At 70.5% G+C, this 15,732-nt stretch carries 15 protein-coding genes; 5 read left to right on the top strand and 10 right to left on the bottom strand.

The features are described 5' to 3' along the window. Positions 1-15 precede the first annotated feature (15 nt). From mnhG to serS, 9 genes are all read right to left on the bottom strand, one after another. Complete coding sequence (gene mnhG / locus AAFX79_08555; protein MEO1008603.1) at positions 16-531, bottom strand: monovalent cation/H(+) antiporter subunit G; 516 nt, start codon at positions 529-531, stop codon at positions 16-18. Further along, entirely contained in the window at positions 528-839 is a 312-nt protein-coding gene (locus AAFX79_08550; protein MEO1008602.1) for a monovalent cation/H+ antiporter complex subunit F, read from the bottom strand. The genes mnhG and AAFX79_08550 overlap by 4 nt, the downstream gene beginning before the upstream one ends. Next, the gene (locus AAFX79_08545) at positions 836-1,282 is read right to left on the bottom strand and encodes a Na+/H+ antiporter subunit E (GenBank protein MEO1008601.1); all 447 of its coding nucleotides are present in this window, start codon (positions 1,280-1,282) and stop codon (positions 836-838) included. Before AAFX79_08545 ends, AAFX79_08550 begins: the two co-directional genes overlap by 4 nt. A 49-nt stretch (positions 1,283-1,331) precedes the next feature. Continuing rightward, a complete protein-coding gene (locus AAFX79_08540) occupies positions 1,332-3,014 on the bottom strand; it encodes a proton-conducting transporter membrane subunit (protein ID MEO1008600.1) in 1,683 nt (560 codons plus the stop codon). Then, complete coding sequence (locus tag AAFX79_08535; protein MEO1008599.1) at positions 3,011-3,358, bottom strand: Na+/H+ antiporter subunit C; 348 nt, start codon at positions 3,356-3,358, stop codon at positions 3,011-3,013. Before AAFX79_08535 ends, AAFX79_08540 begins: the two co-directional genes overlap by 4 nt. Then, complete coding sequence (locus AAFX79_08530) at positions 3,358-3,774, bottom strand: Na+/H+ antiporter subunit B (GenBank protein MEO1008598.1); 417 nt, start codon at positions 3,772-3,774, stop codon at positions 3,358-3,360. The genes AAFX79_08535 and AAFX79_08530 overlap by 1 nt, the downstream gene beginning before the upstream one ends. Then, a complete protein-coding gene (mbhE, locus tag AAFX79_08525) occupies positions 3,771-6,164 on the bottom strand; it encodes a hydrogen gas-evolving membrane-bound hydrogenase subunit E (protein ID MEO1008597.1) in 2,394 nt (797 codons plus the stop codon). Before mbhE ends, AAFX79_08530 begins: the two co-directional genes overlap by 4 nt. Positions 6,165-6,330: 166 nt before the next feature. Next, the gene (locus AAFX79_08520; protein ID MEO1008596.1) at positions 6,331-7,611 is read right to left on the bottom strand and encodes an amino acid permease; all 1,281 of its coding nucleotides are present in this window, start codon (positions 7,609-7,611) and stop codon (positions 6,331-6,333) included. 1 nt (position 7,612) lies between these two features. Further along, the gene (gene serS, locus AAFX79_08515) at positions 7,613-9,091 is read right to left on the bottom strand and encodes a serine--tRNA ligase (protein MEO1008595.1); all 1,479 of its coding nucleotides are present in this window, start codon (positions 9,089-9,091) and stop codon (positions 7,613-7,615) included. A gap of 35 nt (positions 9,092-9,126) precedes the next feature. Here serS and AAFX79_08510 point away from each other — a divergent pair, with 35 nt between their 5' ends. From AAFX79_08510 to AAFX79_08500, 3 genes are all read left to right on the top strand, one after another. Beyond that, the gene (locus AAFX79_08510) at positions 9,127-10,287 is read left to right on the top strand and encodes an alkene reductase (protein ID MEO1008594.1); all 1,161 of its coding nucleotides are present in this window, start codon (positions 9,127-9,129) and stop codon (positions 10,285-10,287) included. A gap of 91 nt (positions 10,288-10,378) precedes the next feature. Continuing rightward, the gene (locus tag AAFX79_08505; protein MEO1008593.1) at positions 10,379-11,224 is read left to right on the top strand and encodes a hypothetical protein; all 846 of its coding nucleotides are present in this window, start codon (positions 10,379-10,381) and stop codon (positions 11,222-11,224) included. 71 nt (positions 11,225-11,295) lie between these two features. After that, complete coding sequence (locus tag AAFX79_08500; protein MEO1008592.1) at positions 11,296-13,116, top strand: glutamine--tRNA ligase/YqeY domain fusion protein; 1,821 nt, start codon at positions 11,296-11,298, stop codon at positions 13,114-13,116. Between the two features lie 18 nt (positions 13,117-13,134). On the opposite strand, the gene rarD is transcribed toward AAFX79_08500, so the two are convergent. Beyond that, on the bottom strand, positions 13,135-14,043 hold the full coding sequence (gene rarD / locus AAFX79_08495; protein MEO1008591.1) for an EamA family transporter RarD: 909 nt from the start codon (positions 14,041-14,043) through the stop codon (positions 13,135-13,137). 53 nt (positions 14,044-14,096) lie between these two features. Here rarD and AAFX79_08490 point away from each other — a divergent pair, with 53 nt between their 5' ends. Together AAFX79_08490 and AAFX79_08485 are read left to right on the top strand one after the other, a co-directional pair. Beyond that, complete coding sequence (locus AAFX79_08490; protein MEO1008590.1) at positions 14,097-15,032, top strand: PfkB family carbohydrate kinase; 936 nt, start codon at positions 14,097-14,099, stop codon at positions 15,030-15,032. 9 nt (positions 15,033-15,041) lie between these two features. Then, positions 15,042-15,716 carry a class I SAM-dependent methyltransferase gene (locus tag AAFX79_08485; protein ID MEO1008589.1) on the top strand — a complete coding sequence of 225 codons (675 nt, stop codon included), beginning with the start codon at positions 15,042-15,044 and terminating at the stop codon, positions 15,714-15,716. The last annotated feature ends 16 nt before the right edge of the window (positions 15,717-15,732 follow it).

Genomic DNA, 15,732 nt, shown 5'->3' with positions numbered 1-15,732 from the left:
CGCGAGAATAGCCCGCTATCCGGCGGCCTGCGACGGTGGAGGGGTGTCGCGCCCGGGCTCGCGGGCCGCCTCGGGCATGCGGACCGTGGGGTCACCGGGCGTGTCGGCTGCGTCCTGGCCGGCGTCCCGTTCTTCTCGGTTGGTCGAGTGCAGCACGTGGGTGGTGGCGTCGTAGCAGCCGCGCATCTCGTCGTAGGCGGTGCCGTCCCACATCTCGTCGTCGACGAAGTAGGCGGCCCGTGCGATGAGGTGGCTGGCGACGGGCGCGGTGATGAAGAGCATGCCGATGACGAGGATGGACTCGAGCACCACGCCCAGCGTCAGGAAGTGGGTCGCGACGGCCAGGATGATGCAGCCCACGCCCAGCGTGCCGGCCTTGGTGGCCGCCTGCATGCGGGTGTAGACGTCGGGCATGCGGAGCAGGCCGACGGCGGCGAGCAGGCTGAACAGGCCGCCGACGATCACCAGGCCCGCGGTGAGCGCATGGTTGAGCCAGGTGGCGACGGCGGTGAGGGTCTCCCATGCCGTCATGGCCTGGCCCTCCGCTCGAGGTACAGCGCGAAGGCGGCGGTGCCCAGGAAGAGGATCAGCCCCATGATGAGGCACACCCCCAGCAGCATGGGCTGGCCGATGAGCATCGAGAAGATGGCGATGACGCCGACGGCGAACATGCCCATGAGGTCCAGGGCGACGACGCGATCAGGTAGCGTCGGCCCGCGCAGCAGCCGCGCGAGGCAGCCGATCATCGCGATCGCGAGCATCACCAGCACCGCGACGAGCACGGTCTCGATGATGTCCGGGCCGTCCTGGACGGCGGTGGTGATCGCGGGGGGCGTCATCGGGTGACCTCCAGCAGGCGGCGCTCGAAGCCCTGCTTGATGTCGCGCCGCATCTCGTCGGGATCCTCGACGTGCATGAAGTGTACGAAGAGCGTGCGATTGTCGGCCGAGACGTCCAGGCTCAGCGTGCCGGGGGTGAGCGTGATGAGGTTGGCCAGGATGGTCACCTCGGTCTCGCTCATCTCCTCGAGCGGGATGGCCAGGATGCCGGGGCGGAGGTTCCGCAGCGGTTGCACGGTGTAGTACGCCATCTTGAGGTTGGCGATCACCAGCTCGACGAGCACGTAGAAGCAGAACGAGATGGTGCGGAAGACCTTTCCGAAGTAGGGGCTGCGGCCGTCGCGGAGGGTGCACAGCCGCAGCGTCACGAAGGCCAGCACGAACCCGATGAGGAAGTTCTCGGGGGTGAAGGGCCCGATGGCCATCGCCCAGATGAGCGCCAGGATCAGATTGGTGACGAAGAGGCCTATGGCATGATCTCCCGAGGGGTGCTTATTCGTCGGACTGGCCTGCGTGCTGCTCGTCGATCTCGTCGGCGTCGAGATCGCTCGCTCCGGAATTCGTGGACGCCTGCCGCACTTCGAGCGTGCCGAGCGCGCCGTTGATCGCGGGCTCGTAGTACTCGCCCAGCACGGCCCGCTGGTAGCCTTCGCGATCGAGCAGCTGGCGGCCGGCCTGCTCGGCCACGCGGTACAGCGGCTGCACGAACACGCCGAGCGCGACCGTGGCGACGGCGAGCACGGCGATGGGCGCCACGATCAGGGCGATGCGGGCCCGGTCACCCCGCCCGCGGATGCCGGGCGGCTCGGGCATGTCCTCGGGGGCGTCCTTCCAGAACGCCTCGGCCCAGATCTTGGTCATCGAGTACAGCGTGAGCACGCCGACGAACAGCGACGCGCCGACGAGGGCGAAGGCTCCGGCGCCGAGGCCGCTCTTGACGAGCACGAACTTGCCCCAGAAGCCCGTCGAGACGGGGATGCCCGCCAGCGAGAGCGCGGGCACCAGGAAGAGCACGCCGGTCCAGGGCCGGGTCTTGACCAGCCCGCCGAGCTGCTTGAGCTCGGTTGTGCCCGCCAGCCGCTGGATGAGCCCGCTGACGAGGAAGAGGTTGCCCTTGACGATGCCGTGGTGCAGCAGGAACATGGTGGTGCCCGCGAGCGCCATGGCGGCGACGGCGGTGGCGGCCTGGGCGTCGGGCTCGGCGTTGGCGATCGCCAGCAGCGCGACCGCGACGCCCATCAGCATGTAGCCGATCTGGCTGACGCTGTGGAAGGCCAGGATGCGGCGGATCTCGAACTGGCACGTTGCGCCGAAGACGCCGGTGACCATCGTCAGCCCGCTGATCCACAGCAGCACGGTTGCGGTGGCGTCCAGGTGCTGGTCGAACATGAGCGTGAAGGTCCGCGTGATGGAATACACGCCCACCTTGGTCAGCAGGCCCGCGAAGAGCGCGGTGATCGCCACCGGCGGCGTGTGGTACGACGCGGGCAGCCAGAAGAACAGCGGGAAGACCGCCGCCTTGATGCCGAACGCGACCAGGAAGAGCATCGACAGGGCGGTGGTGATGCCCGGGCGATCGACGGCGTCGAGCGCGATGGACAGGTGGGCCATGTTGAGCGTACCGGTCATGCCGTAGAGCAAGCCGATGGCCGCCAGGAAGATGCCGCTGGAGAGCAGGTTGAGGGTGACATACTTGATGGCGCCCTCGAGCTGCCCCCGCTCGCCGCCGAGCGTCAGCAGCACGAAGGAGGCCAGCAGCATGATCTCGAACCAGACGTACATGTTGAAGATGTCGCCGGTCAGGAAGGCGCCCGAGACGGCGGCGAGCACGGCGTGCACGAGCGGGTGGTAGCCGAAGCTCTCCCGCTGGCGATCGATGGCGCCCATGCTGAAGAGGATGATGGCGACGGCGATCACGCCGTTGAGCAGCACCATGAGCCCGCTGAAGGTGTCGGCGACCAGGGTGATGCCGAAGGGGGCGGCCCAGCCGGCGGCGTAGGTGGTCAGGATCTCGCCGTCGCTGGTGGCGACCATCAGCCCGATGGAGGACGCCAGCAGGCTCAGGGCGCCCGAGAGGCTGACCCAGCGCTGCAGGGCGCGGTCCTTCCACGCGGCGATGCAGAGCACCGTCGTGGTCAGCGGCACCAGGATGGGCGCAATGACGGCGAAGTTCATCGGTCGGTCGTCCGCATGGCATCGAGGTCGTCGGTGCCGATGGCCTGGTACGTGCGCTTCACCAGCACGATGGTGAACGCGAGGATGGCGAAGCTGATGACGATGGCGGTCAGGATCAGCGCGGGCGGCAGCGGATCGCTGAAGCCCGGGGGCAGCTCGTCCTGGTCGCCCGGGATGATCGGCGGCTTGCCCCGCACGAGGCCGCCCGAGGCGAAGATGAGCAGGTTGGCGCCGTGGCCGATCAGCGAGAGGCCGATGATCAGCTTCACGAAGCTCCGCCGCAGGATCATGTAGATGCCCGTGGCGTAGCAGACGCCCACCGCGATGGCCAGCAGCAGCTCCATCAGCTCTCCTCCGCCAGGGTTAGAAGCATCATGAGGCACACGCCGAGCACCGTGAGATAGACGCCGATGTCGAAGAACAGCGGCGTGCCGATCTTCAGCTCTCCGATGCCCCCGAGGGTGACGCTGGTCCACTGGCCGTAGAGGAAGGGCTCGCCGCCGAGCAGGCCCGGCAGGCCGCTGGCGATCGCCAGGCCCAGGCCTGCGGCGATGTAGCCCGTCAGCGGGATCCGCAGCAGGCGATAGACCGAGTCCACGCCGAAGGCCATGCCGTAGAGCACGAATGCCGACGTCGCGAGCAGGCCGCCGACGAAGCCGCCGCCGGGCAGGTTGTGCCCCCGGAGGAGCACGACGATCGAGAAGAGCACCAGCAGCGGCAGCATGAAGCGCGTCGCGGTGCGGAGGATGACCGAGTTCACGATCGGCCTCCCTTCGCCAGGTCGGGCGGCCGCAGCCGCAGCAGCGTGTAGACGCCGACGGCGGCGAGGCCCAGCACCGCGATCTCGCCCAGCGTGTCCAGGGCGCGGAAGTCCACGAGGATGACGTTGACCAGGTTGCGGCCGTAGGCGGCGTGGCCGCCGTCCTCGCCCGGCATGGCGTTGGCGTTGAAGTACCACGAGACGCCGTCGGGCGCCTCGATCTGGTGGGCCACGACCACGAAGGTCGCCATCAGCAGGCCGAAGAGCGAGGCGAGCGTCGCGTCGACGATCTTGCCGGGCTTCTTGGTGTACACCGCGAATCTGGGCAGGTGGTAGACCACCAGCACGAAGATGATGACCGTGAGCGTCTCGATGGCGAACTGGGTCATCGCGACGTCGGGCGCGCCGAACAGCACGAAGATGAGCGCCACGCTGTAGCCCACGACGCCCAGGGTGGCGATCGTCGCCAGCCGGCTGCGGAACCGCGTGGCCGCGATGGCCGCCACGATGATCAAGGACACCAGCACGCTCTCGAGGATGAACTCGGTGAGCGTCAGCTCGCGGATGGTCGGCAGGGCTTGCTCCAGCGTGGCGCCCAGATCGACGAAGGCGACCAGCATGCCGCCCGCGAGCGCCAGCGCCGTGGCCAGCGTGACCTGCACGTACCGCCGCAGCTTGCCGTTCTGCAGCACGCGTGTCTGCACCTCGGAGAGCTTCAGGGTGCCGCCGAAGAGCAGGTCGTAGATGCGATCGCCCGAGACGTGGTCCAGCACGACGTGCGCCGGGGCGGTGGCCCGCCGCCAGATGCGCCGCGCCGCGAAGAGGGCCACGCCCGCGGCGAGCGCGACGCCGCTGAGCAGCAGCGCGAGGCTCGGCTTGGTGGCCAGCTCGATGGCGCTCAGGCTCGCGAGCTCGGGCTCGTGGTGCGCGTCGGCGATCACGCCTGCGCTGCCGTTGATGAGCGGCACCGCGAACAAGGCCGGCACGAGCCCGCCGACGAGCGTCAGCCCCGCCAGTAGCACCGGGCCGATGAGCATCGGCGGGGGCGCCTCGTGCGGGGGCTTGGGGTAGTCGTCCTCGGCGGTCTTCTTCAGGAAGAACGGCCGCAGGCCCGTCTGCAGCCCGGCGACGCCCATGAAGGCGCCGGCGATGGTCGCGATCGTCGGCCAGAGCCAGGGGACGTCGTGCGGACCGCCGTGAGCGTGCAGGCTGCCCTTGAGCAGCAGTTCCTTGCCCACGAAGCCCAGCAGCGGCGGGAGGCCGGCCATCGATAGTCCGGCGACGATCGCGGCGATTGCCGTCACGGGCATGAGGCGGAACAGCCCGCCGGTCTTCTCGGTGTCCTTCTCGCCGGTCTCGTGGGTCACGATACCCGCGACGAGGAAGAGGGTGCCCTTGAACAGCGCGTGCGCCAGGATGTACGCCGCCGCCGCCTGTGGCTGGCCCAGGCCCACCAGCATGATCATGATGCCCAGCGAGCTGACGGTGGTGTACGCCAGGACCTTCTTGTAGCCGGTGTTGCGGGTGGCCAGGTAGGCCCCCAGCAGCATCGTCGCGCCGCCGAAGCCCGCCAGCGCCCACTGCCATGCGGGCTGGTCGGCGAAGGCGGGGTTGAGCCTGGCGACGAGGTAGACGCCCGCCTTGACCATCGTCGAGGAGTGCAGGTACGCACTCACGGGCGAGGGTGCCTCCATGGCGTTGGGCAGCCAGAAGTGGAAGGGGAACTGCGCGCTCTTGGTGAAGGCGCCGGCCAGGACCAGGATCATCGCCGCCAGCGACAGCGGGCTGCCGCCGATCGCCTCGGCGTTCTCGATCACGCCCGAGACCGACATCGTGCCGGCGATCTGGCCCAGCAGCACGAGGCCCGCGAGCATCGCCAGCCCGCCCAGCCCGGTCACGATCAGCGCCTGGAGCGCGCTCTTGCGGGCGCTGGCCCGGTGGTGGTCGAAGCCGATGAGCAGGTAGCTGGTGACGCTCGTCAGCTCCCAGAAGACGAACAGCAGGATGAGGTCGTCGGCGAGCACCAGCCCCAGCATCGCGCCCATGAAGCCCATCAGGAAGGCGAAGAAGCGGCCGCGCCGCTCGTCCCCCTCCAGGTAGCTGTTGGCGTAGAGCACGATGCAGGTGCCCACGCCCGTGACGAGCAGCGCGAAGAGCGTGCTGAGGGCGTCGACGCGGAAGGACAGCTCGATGCCCAGGTCGGCCGCCCACGTCCAGGCGGTGCGGGCGATCTCGCCATCCCCGGCCGAAGCGAGCTGCGTCAGGAAGTAGACGCACGCCGTGGCGGGCGCGAGGGCGAGCAGGTAGCCGGTGGCCCGCCCCAGCACGCGATGCAGCGACGGCGCGAGCACCGCCAGCGTGAAAATCGCGATGACCGAGCCGAGTACCACGTGCAGGCTCCCGCGGGCCGCCCGCGCATCGGGCGTAGCGCCCGTGCCCAGGGGCGGGGTCGATAACGCGCGGGATGGTATCCGAACGATCGTTCCAGCCCGCACGATCGGCATCGGGCGGCGGGATCGCCCGCTTGAGCCCCGCCGGCGCCGCGTGCGGATTCCGTCACGGTGTGCCGCGGGCCCGAGGCCACGCCCGGCACGCGAGGCGCACCGCGAGGCCCGCCGCGAGCAGGCCGCCGGCCCAGAGCCAGCTGAGCGGATCGACGAAGGCCGCCAGGCCGATACACGCCAGCAGGCCCAGTGCAGAGATCCACCGCGGCACGAACCTGCCCTCGACCACCCGCAGCGCGGCGGCGTTGGTGAGCGCGTAATAGAGCAGCACGGCCACGGCGCTGAGCGACCAGGCCATCGCGAGGCGGCCGGGCACGATCGCGATGGCCACCGCGCCCGCGACCACGAGCACGGCCGCGACGGGAACCCCGCGCCGCACGCCGGCGAGCGGCCCCGGCAGGTCGCCCTCCCGGCCCGCGGCGAGCACCACGCGGGAGAGTCCGAGCACGAGGTTGAGCTGCACCGCCAGCAGCGCGGTGGCGCCGCCGGCGACCAGCACACCCGAGATCGGGGGGCTCCCCAGCGCGTCGGCGACGCCCAGGAGCGGGGCCGCGTCGTTCTCCGCGCGGCTGGCGAAGGCTGCGGATCCCAGCACGCTCACGCCGGCGAGCGCGACCAGCATGTACAACGCCAGCGCGCACGCCAGCGTCCCGACGATCGCGACCGGGATGGTCCGCCGCGGCTTGCGGACCTCCTCGCCCATCGTCGCGATGCGGCCGTAGCCCGTGAAGGCCACGAAGCACAGCGCGGCGGCCTCGAGCACGCCCGGCGCGTCGAAGTCCGCCCAGGGCAGCGACGCGCCGTTGCGGACGATGGCGGGACTGCTCGCAGCCACGAGCAGCAGCAGCGAGGCCACGGTGACGGCCACGAGCGCGATGTTGATGGCCGAGGACCGCCTCAGGCCCGCCAGCGCGGCGGCGGTGATGAGCACGAGCGATCCGAGCCCCGCGAGCACGATGGCCTCGCCCTCGCCCGGGATGCCGGCGACCCACGCGATCAGCCCGCCGAAGGCCAGCGCCGCCGCCGCGCACGAGGCGGCCTTGGCGATCAGGAACAGCCAGCCCGCGGCGAAGCCCGCGAGCGGCGACAGGAAGCGGTAGCCGTACGTGTAGGTGCCGCCGCTAACCGGATGCACGGCGGCGAGCTGGGCGCTGCTCAGTCCGTTGCACATCGCGAGTGCGCCGGCGAGCACGATCGCCAGCAGCACCCAGGGCCCGGCCAGCCCGGCGGCGAGTCCCAGCGCGACGAACGCGCCGGTCCCCAGGATCGATCCGAGGCCCACGCCCATCGCGCCGGGCAGCGAGAGCTCCCGGCGCAGGGGTGCTTGCGTCACGCTAGCCGCCGCTGCCGACGGGCTGGGCCGCGTCCTCGGGGGCCCTGTCGGCGGCCCGCTGGCCGATGAATTCCTGGCCGTTCATGTAGGGGCGGAGGGGTTCGGGGATCTTGATGCTGCCGTCGGCCTGCTGGTGCATTTCTAGCAGCGGGATGAGGAAGCGGGGGCTGGCGAGCACCGTGTTGTTCAGCGAGTGGCAGAAGGTCGTGGGCCCCTTGCCGTTGGCGCCGCCAGGTCGGTAGCGGAGGTTGAGCCGGCGGCACTGGAAGTCGTAGAGCCGGCTGGCGCTGTGCGTCTCGCCCCACGCGCCCAGCGGCGAGCCGTCCGCCCCGGCGTCGCCGCGGCTGGGCATCCAGCACTCCACGTCGATCATGTCGGCGTTCTTCTGGCCCAGGTCGCCCGCGCAGCACTGCAGCAGGCGGTAGGGCAGCTCGAGGGCTTGCAGGATGTTGGCGACGTAGGTGATCATCTTGCGGTGCCAGTCGCGGCTCTCCTTCTCGTCGGCCTTGCAGATGACCACCTGCTCGACCTTCTCGAAGTAGTGCACGCGGTAGAGGCCGGCGGTGTCCTTGCCGGCGGCGCCGGCCTCGCGGCGGAAGCACGGTGAGAGCGTGCAGTACCGCAGCGGCAGGTCGTCCTCGTCGAGGATCTCGTTCATGTGCAGGCCCATGAGGCCCACTTCGCCCGTGCCGGCGAGGTAGCCGTCGCCCTCCCAGGCCGCGCCGCCGTCGCCGCGCTCGTGGATGCCGACCTCGTAGGTCTGGTCGATGCCGCCCGGGAAGAACCCGGTGCCGACCATGGCCTCCTCGCGGACGACGACGGGCACCGACATGGGGCGGAACCCCTGCCGTGTGATCTGGTCGAAGGCGTAGCGGAGCACGGCCTGGTGCAGCCGCATGCCGTCGCCGGTGAGCACGTAGCTCCTCGAGCCGGCGATCTTGACGCCCCGCTCGACGTCGAAGAGGTCGTGCAGCTCGCCGAGCTCGATGTGGCTCTTGGGCGAAAAGCCCCGCTGCTGGGCGAAGGGCTTGGCGGGATCGAACCAGCTCGGGCTCCAGCGGTTCTTCTCGATGTTGTCGTCGCTGCTGGCGCCGTTGGGGACGTCGGGGTCGGGTGGCTGGGGGATGGCCAGCAGCAGCGCCCGCAGCTCGGGCTCGATCTCCTCGATCTCGGCGTCCAGCCGCTCGATGTCGGCCTTGAGCTTCGCCGGGCCGGCCTTGAGGTTGTCCATCTCCTCCTGGAGGCGGGCCTGCTCGGCGCCCACGGCGGCCTTGATCCGCTTGCCCAGCTTGCCCATCTGCGGGCCCATCTCCTTCGCGAGCTTGTTCTGCTCGGCCTGGAGCTGCTCCTGCTGGGTCTGCAGCTGCCGCTTCTTTTCGTCGAGTTCGAGCACGCGGTCGACGTCCACCGGCGAGCCCTTGCGGCGGGCGCCGTCGCGGTAGAGATCTGGCGTTTCCCGTAGCTGCTTCAGGTCGATCATGGGTTGGGCATCGTACGCGGCAACAATCCAGCCTTATGGCTACTGCACCCACCGACGCGTCCGCGACCTCCACCCAGGACCTTGCACCCCTGTTCGAGCCCATCCAGGCCGGCGAGCTGCGCACCGCGCACCGCGTCTGGATGGCGCCGCTGACTCGCAGCCGCAGCAAGCAGCCGGGCGACGTGCCCTGGGAGCTCAACGCCGAGTACTACCGCCAGCGGGCCAACCCCGGGACCGGGGCGGGCCTGATCGTCAGCGAGGCCACGCAGGTCAGCCCGCAGGGCAAGGGCTATGCCTTCACCCCCGGCATCCACAGCGACGAGCAGGTCGAGGGCTGGCGGCGGGTTACGGACGCCGTCCACGCCGAGGGCGGGCTGATCGTGCTCCAGCTCTGGCACGTCGGCCGCATCAGCCACACGGCGCTGCAGCCCGGCGGGGGGCAGCCGGTCGCGCCGTCGGCCATCCGCGCCCAGAGCAAGACCTACATCGATAGCGAAAGCGGCATGGTGGACGTCTCCGAGCCCCGCGCCCTGGCCACCGACGAGGTCCCGGGCGTGGTCGACCAGTTCCGCGACGGCGCCCAGCGGGCCAAGGACGCCGGCTTCGACGGCGTCGAGATCCACGGCGCTAATGGCTACCTGCTCGACCAGTTCATCCGCGCCGCGACCAACACCCGGACCGATCGCTACGGCGGCGACCTCGAGCGCCGCGCGCGATTCTGCCTGGAGGTGGCCGAGGCGGTGTGCGGCGTCTGGGGCGCGGGCCGCGTGGGCTACCGCATCAGCCCCATGGGCAAGTTCAACGACATGGCGGACGAGAGCCCGGCCGAGACCTTCGCCTACCTCGCCGGCAAGCTCGCGGGCATGGGGCTGGCGTTCCTGCACGTCGTCGAGGAGTTCGGCCCCTCGCGGCGGACGGCCGAGACCGAGGTCGCGCTGTCGGCCATCCGCAACGCCTTCAAGGCCGGCGGATCGGGCATCTACGTCGGCAACGGGAGCTACTCCGCCGAGCTGGCGGCCCAGCGGATCGGCGACGGGATGGCCGACGCGGTGACCTTCGGCAAGCCGTTCATCTCGAACCCCGATCTCGCCCATCGGTACCGCACGGGCGCGGCGGTGCAGGAATGGGACGAATCGACCTTCTACGGCGGCACCGAGAAGGGCTACACCGACTATCCGGCGCTGGCCAACGCCTAAGCCCGCGGCGTCCGCTGGCGATGATCGCCGCTTCGGGTTGGCCCCTACCTTTAGGTCCAGCCAGAACGTGCGCCCAGCAGAGGAGGCCGGCGTGACCGATCCCGAGCCGCAGGCGGCCCAGCCCGCCGACGACACCCGCGTGGCCGAACTCGTGCAGACGCTCTCGGCCAATCCGCAGGATTTCCCGGCCGAGCAGGAGTTCTGGAAGGAGTTCTGCGAGCTGCCGTCGTGGTACTTCGCCGCCCGGCCGGCCGACGCACAGGCGGCGGTGCAGGCGGGCCAGTCGGGCCTGCCGCTGTCGCTGCTCAATGCCGGCGACAAGAAGCTCGTGCCCGTGTTCACCTCGCCCGAGCGGGCCCAGGGCGTCTTCGGTCCCGACGAGCCGCCGGCGATCGTGGAGGGCAAGCTGCCCGCCGCCCTGGGGTACGTCTGTGGCTTCCGCGGCCGCGCCGACGGCTTCGTGGTGAACGCCAAGCCGGGCGAGTCCAACGGCTACGGCCACTTCTTCCCCGATCTGTGCGCGTTCTATTACAATGTCAAGGGATCCCTGCCCCCGGCGTGCCTGGACTGCGCCGTCGACCACGCCCGCAAGACGCGACACCCCCAGGCCATCGAGATGGTGCACCGGGTCGTGGCGTCGCTGGAGATGCTGGGCGTGGCCACCACCAACGGCCAGTTCGCCTACCTCCGCGACGGCGAGCGGCTGCTGGTGACCGTCTTCAGCGAGCCGCAGCGGCTGGCGACGCTGCACGAGAAGAACCCCAACCTCAAGCTCGCCCGCGCGACGCCCGAGCAGCTGCTCGAGGTGCTGCAGAACGGCGCCAAGCACCCGCAGACGCCCATCGCCGGCGCTGCGCTCAACCATCCCGACAACCCCTTCGCGATCAACACCGAGCAGCTGGCGGCGGCGATCGAGGCCAAGAACGGGGCGGCGTAGGCGTTCGCGGCTCCTTGGTGTGAGACTGGCGAATGCGCCCGTTGGACGGCGTCGCGTCGATACCCTCCGCCATGACCACCGAATCGCCCACGGCCCCGCAGCGGCAGAAGCACTTCATCGAGGAGGCCATCGACGCCGACGTCGCCGCCGGGCGGTGGGGAGCCGCGGGCGACGCCTCGGTCGTCCGCACTCGCTTCCCGCCCGAGCCCAACGGCTACCTGCACATCGGGCACGCCAAGAGCATCTGCCTGAACTTCGGGCTGGCCCGGCGCTACGGCGGCGCCTGCAGCCTCCGCTTCGACGACACCAACCCCGCCAAGGAGGAGCAGCGGTACGTCGACGCGATCGTGGGCGACGTGCGCTGGCTCGGGTTCGAGTGGCCCGGCATGCGTGAGGCCGACCCGCTCGCGGGCGTCCGCTTCGCCTCGGACTACTTCGAGCGGATGTACGCGTGGGCGCAGGACCTCATCGGCAAGGGGCTGGCCTACGTCGACGAGCAGACGGCCGAGCAGATCCGCGAGACGCGGGGCACGCTCACGGAGCCCGGCACGCCGAGCCCATACCGCGATCGCCCCACGACCGAGAGCCTCGACCTGTTCGAGCAGATGAAGGCGGGCGCCTTCCCCGACGGCAGCCGGGTGCTGCGGGCCAAGATCGACATGGCCTCGCCCAACATCAACCTGCGGGATCCGGTGCTGTACCGCGTGCTCAACGCGCCGCACCACCGCACGGGTGATGCCTGGCACGTCTACCCCATGTACGACTGGGCGCACGGGCTGGAGGACTCGATCGAGGGCATCACCCACTCGATCTGCACGCTCGAGTTCGAGGACCACCGCCCGCTGTACGACTGGCTGATCGACGCGATCAACCGGGATCGTGCCGAGCCCATCCACCACCCGCAGCAGATCGAGTTCGCGCGGTGGAGCCCGAGCTACACCGTCACCAGCAAGCGCCGGCTCCGCCAGCTCGTCGAGGAGGGCCACGTGTCGGGCTGGGATGATCCGCGGATGCCCACGCTCAGCGGGCTGAAGCGGCGCGGCGTGACGCCCCGGGCGATCCGGGCGTTCTGCGACGACGGCGGCGTCACCAAGTTCAACGCGCTCATCGACATCGGCCGCCTCGAGAACGCCGTCCGCGACGACCTCAACCAGCGCGCGCCGCGGCGGATGTGCGTGCTCGATCCGCTCAGGGTCACGATCCAGAACTGGGGCGAGCACGGCGACGCCGATCGCACCGAGTGGATGGACGCCCAGAACAATCCCGAGGATCCCGACGCGGGCGTCCGGCGGGTGCCCTTCACCGGCACGCTCTACATCGAGCGCGACGACTTCATGGAGGATCCGCCCAAGAAGTTCTTCCGGCTGGGGCCGGGGCGGGAGGTCCGCCTGCGGGCGGGCTACTGGATCACCTGCGTCGACGTCGTGAAGGACGGCGAGCGGATCGTCGAGATCGTGTGCACCTACGACCCGCAGACGCGGGGGGGCAACAACCCGCCGCCGGATGCGGGGGGCGCCGTCCGCAAGGTCAAGGGCACGCTGCACTGGGTGAGCGCGGAGCACGCCGTCGACGCCGAGGTGCGTGCGTTCGATCGCCTATTCACGGTCGAGCAGCCCGATCGCAGGCCCAAGGACGCGGGCGAGGACTGGAGCTTCCTTGAAAACCTCAATCGCGACTCGCTGAAGACCGTGCATGCGAAGCTCGAGCCGCACTGGCCGACGAGCGACGAGGAACGGGCCGCGGGCACCGGCGTGTTCCAGGACCACATCGAACGCTTCCAGTTCGAGCGGCTGGGGTACTTCTGCATCGATCGGGAGTCGACGGAGGGCACGCCGGTCTTCAATCGCACCGTGACGCTGAAGGATGCGTGGGCGAAGGTGAAGGGGAAGTAGGCGCGAGCGTACCGGGACTCAGCCCGTGCCCCGCGTGCCCCGCCATGCGTCCCAGCTGTAGAGCCCCAGCGCGATCCAGATGACCACGAAGGTCGCCAGGGTGTGGCGGTTGAGGGCCTCGCCGTAGTACAGCGCGAGCAGGAACTGGCCGGACGGCCCGATGTACTGCAGCATGCCCAGCGTCGCCAGCCGCAGCCGGTGGGCGGCGGCGGCGAACCACAGCAGCGGCACCACGATCATCACGCCGCTGAGCGCCATCAGCCCCATCTGCACCGGGCGGCCGTCGAGGATCTCGGCGCGGCCGGCCGAGAACAGGGCCGCGTAGATGCCCGCCATCAGCGGCAGCAGGATGATCAGCTCGACGCACAGCCCGGGCATGGGCTTCACCGTCGCTCGCTTGCGCACCAGGCCGTACATCCCGAAGCTCAGCGCCACGGTGACGGCGACCCACGGCAGGCTGCCCCGCTGGTAGGTCAGCCACGCGACCGCCACGACGCACATGCCGATGGCGGCGAGCTGCAGCCGCCGGGGCCGCTCGCCCAGCACCAGCATGCCCAGCGCCACCGACACCAGCGGGTTGAGGTAGTAGCCCAGGCTCGAATCCAGCAGCCGGTCGTTGCCCACAGCCCAGATGAACGCGAACCAGTTGGCCACCAGCAGCGCGGAGCTCACCAGCAGCGTGCCCAGCATCCGCCGATCGCCGAGCGCCGCCCGCAGCTCGCCCATCCGGCCCCGCAGCGCGAGCAGCCCGAGCACCAGCGGCAGCCCGAACCACACCCGCTGGGCGAGCAGCTCCATCGGGTCGGCCGACCACGTGCCCTGGCTCAGGGCGTGCAGGTAGATCGGCACGGCGCTGCCCCACCAGGCGTACGCCGCGAGGCCGTAGGCCAGGCCGGCCCGGCCGGAATGCTGCTGCTCCGCGTTCACGCGGCCGAGCGTAGCGACGCCGGGTCCGCGTCACGCGGCACCTATGCTCGGGCATGCCCCTGATCGTCACCGGAACCGTCGGCATCGATACCGTCTACACCCCCGACCACGGCCACCGCGAGAACGTGCTGGGCGGGTCGTGCACCTACTTCGCCGCCGCCGCGTCGTTCTACTGCCGGCCCGTCCGGGTGGTGGGCGTGGTGGGGGACGACTTCCCCGAGCAGCTGCGATCCACGATCGACCGCTTCGCGGGCGTGGACCACAGCGGGCTCGAGGTCCGATCGGGCTCCAAGACCTTCCGCTGGGGCGGCAAGTACCTCGACAACATGGACCAGCGCGAGACGCTCTACACCGACCTGGGCGTGCTGGCCGAGGAGCCGCCGGCCGTCCCGCCGCACTTCCGCGATAGCCGGTACGTCTTCCTGGCCAACACGCACCCGGCGGTGCAGCTGAGCCTGCTCGAGCAGCTCGGGGAGCGCCGGCTGGCGGTGGCCGACACGATGGACCTGTGGATCGACACCGCCCGTCCCGAGCTCGAGCAGCTGCTCCAGAAGATCGACGGGCTCGTGCTCAACTTCGATGAGGCCGAGCAGTTGACGGGCCGCCGCAACACGGTGTCGGCCGCGCGGCACATCCTGGATCTGGGGCCCCGCTTCGTCGTCGTCAAGAAGGGCGAGCACGGCTGCATCATCGTGCATCGCGATGGCATCGCCGCGCTGCCCGCCTACCCGACCGAGGAGGTCGTCGACCCGACCGGCGCGGGCGACAGCTTCGCGGGTGGCATGATGGGCTCGATCGCCAGCGAGGCCGAGGCAGACGCGTCGATGGACCCGGGCGACTTCGCCGCCATCCGCCGGGCGGTTGCGCACGGCACGATCATCGCCAGCTTCAACATCGAGTCGTTCAGCCTCGATCGCCTCGCCACGCTCGATCGCGGCGAGATCGACGAGCGCTACCGGGCGTTCGCGGCCATGGTCCGCGTGGCCTAGCGACGCCCGATGCCCGGCCGACGCGAGCAGGATCCGGGCTACCTCGAGCCCTACCGCGAGGCCGTCCGCCGGCACGGCCCGAGCTTCGAAGCGCTGCTATGGCGCAACGAAGAGTTCCAGCACGCCCGCTTCGCCGTGCTCGCCGAGGTTGCCCGCCCCGGCGGCCGGGTGGTGGCCGATCTCGGCTGCGGCCGGGGCGACATGCTGCCCGCGCTGGAGTCCTCCGGGCATGCGCCGGCGCGATACGTCGGCGTCGAGGGCATCGAGGAGCTGCTGGCGGCGTGCCGCGAGCGGTACGCGAAGCACGAGACCGCTCGCTGGCTGGCCGGCGACTTCGTGCGGGATCGCACGCTCTTCGAGACGCTCGTCCGCGAGCACGACGCGTCGGTCATCGTCTTCAGCGGCTCGCTCAACACGCTCGACCAGCGCACGGCCCTGGCGGTGCTCGACCGCGCCTGGGATGCGCTGCACGCCCGGCCGGGTGGCACCCTCGCGTTCAACTTCCTGACGAGCGCGGGCCGGCGACGCCGCGAGGCACTCGGCCCGGCCAACCGCTTCCGCAGCGGCGAGCTCTTCCGCTGGGCGCAGCGGGCCAGCGGCCGCATGCTCTACCGCCAGGACTACCTTGGGCCGCACGACGCGACGATCGCCGTGTACGCGCAGCAGCCCGAGCCGAAGGCGTAGGCACGCGGCCCGGTCG

This window comes from Planctomycetota bacterium (assembly GCA_039819165.1).
In the GTDB taxonomy this organism is placed as follows: Bacteria; Planctomycetota; Phycisphaerae; order Phycisphaerales; family UBA1924; genus JAHCJI01.
This window is presented reverse-complemented; position numbering and strand designations above follow the sequence as displayed.

Excerpts from the sequence above, each read along its gene's own strand:
- AAFX79_08500 (MEO1008592.1), top strand. The coding sequence starts at position 11,296 with ATGACCACCGAATCGCCCACGGCCCCGCAGCGGCAGAAGCACTTCATC.
- AAFX79_08510 (MEO1008594.1), top strand. The coding sequence starts at position 9,127 with ATGGCTACTGCACCCACCGACGCGTCCGCGACCTCCACCCAGGACCTT.
- AAFX79_08540 (MEO1008600.1), bottom strand. The coding sequence starts at position 3,014 with ATGAACTTCGCCGTCATTGCGCCCATCCTGGTGCCGCTGACCACGACG.
- AAFX79_08485 (MEO1008589.1), top strand. The coding sequence starts at position 15,042 with ATGCCCGGCCGACGCGAGCAGGATCCGGGCTACCTCGAGCCCTACCGC.
- serS (MEO1008595.1), bottom strand. The coding sequence starts at position 9,091 with ATGATCGACCTGAAGCAGCTACGGGAAACGCCAGATCTCTACCGCGAC.
- AAFX79_08535 (MEO1008599.1), bottom strand. The coding sequence starts at position 3,358 with ATGGAGCTGCTGCTGGCCATCGCGGTGGGCGTCTGCTACGCCACGGGC.
- AAFX79_08550 (MEO1008602.1), bottom strand. The coding sequence starts at position 839 with ATGACGCCCCCCGCGATCACCACCGCCGTCCAGGACGGCCCGGACATC.
- AAFX79_08490 (MEO1008590.1), top strand. The coding sequence starts at position 14,097 with ATGCCCCTGATCGTCACCGGAACCGTCGGCATCGATACCGTCTACACC.
- mnhG (MEO1008603.1), bottom strand. The coding sequence starts at position 531 with ATGACGGCATGGGAGACCCTCACCGCCGTCGCCACCTGGCTCAACCAT.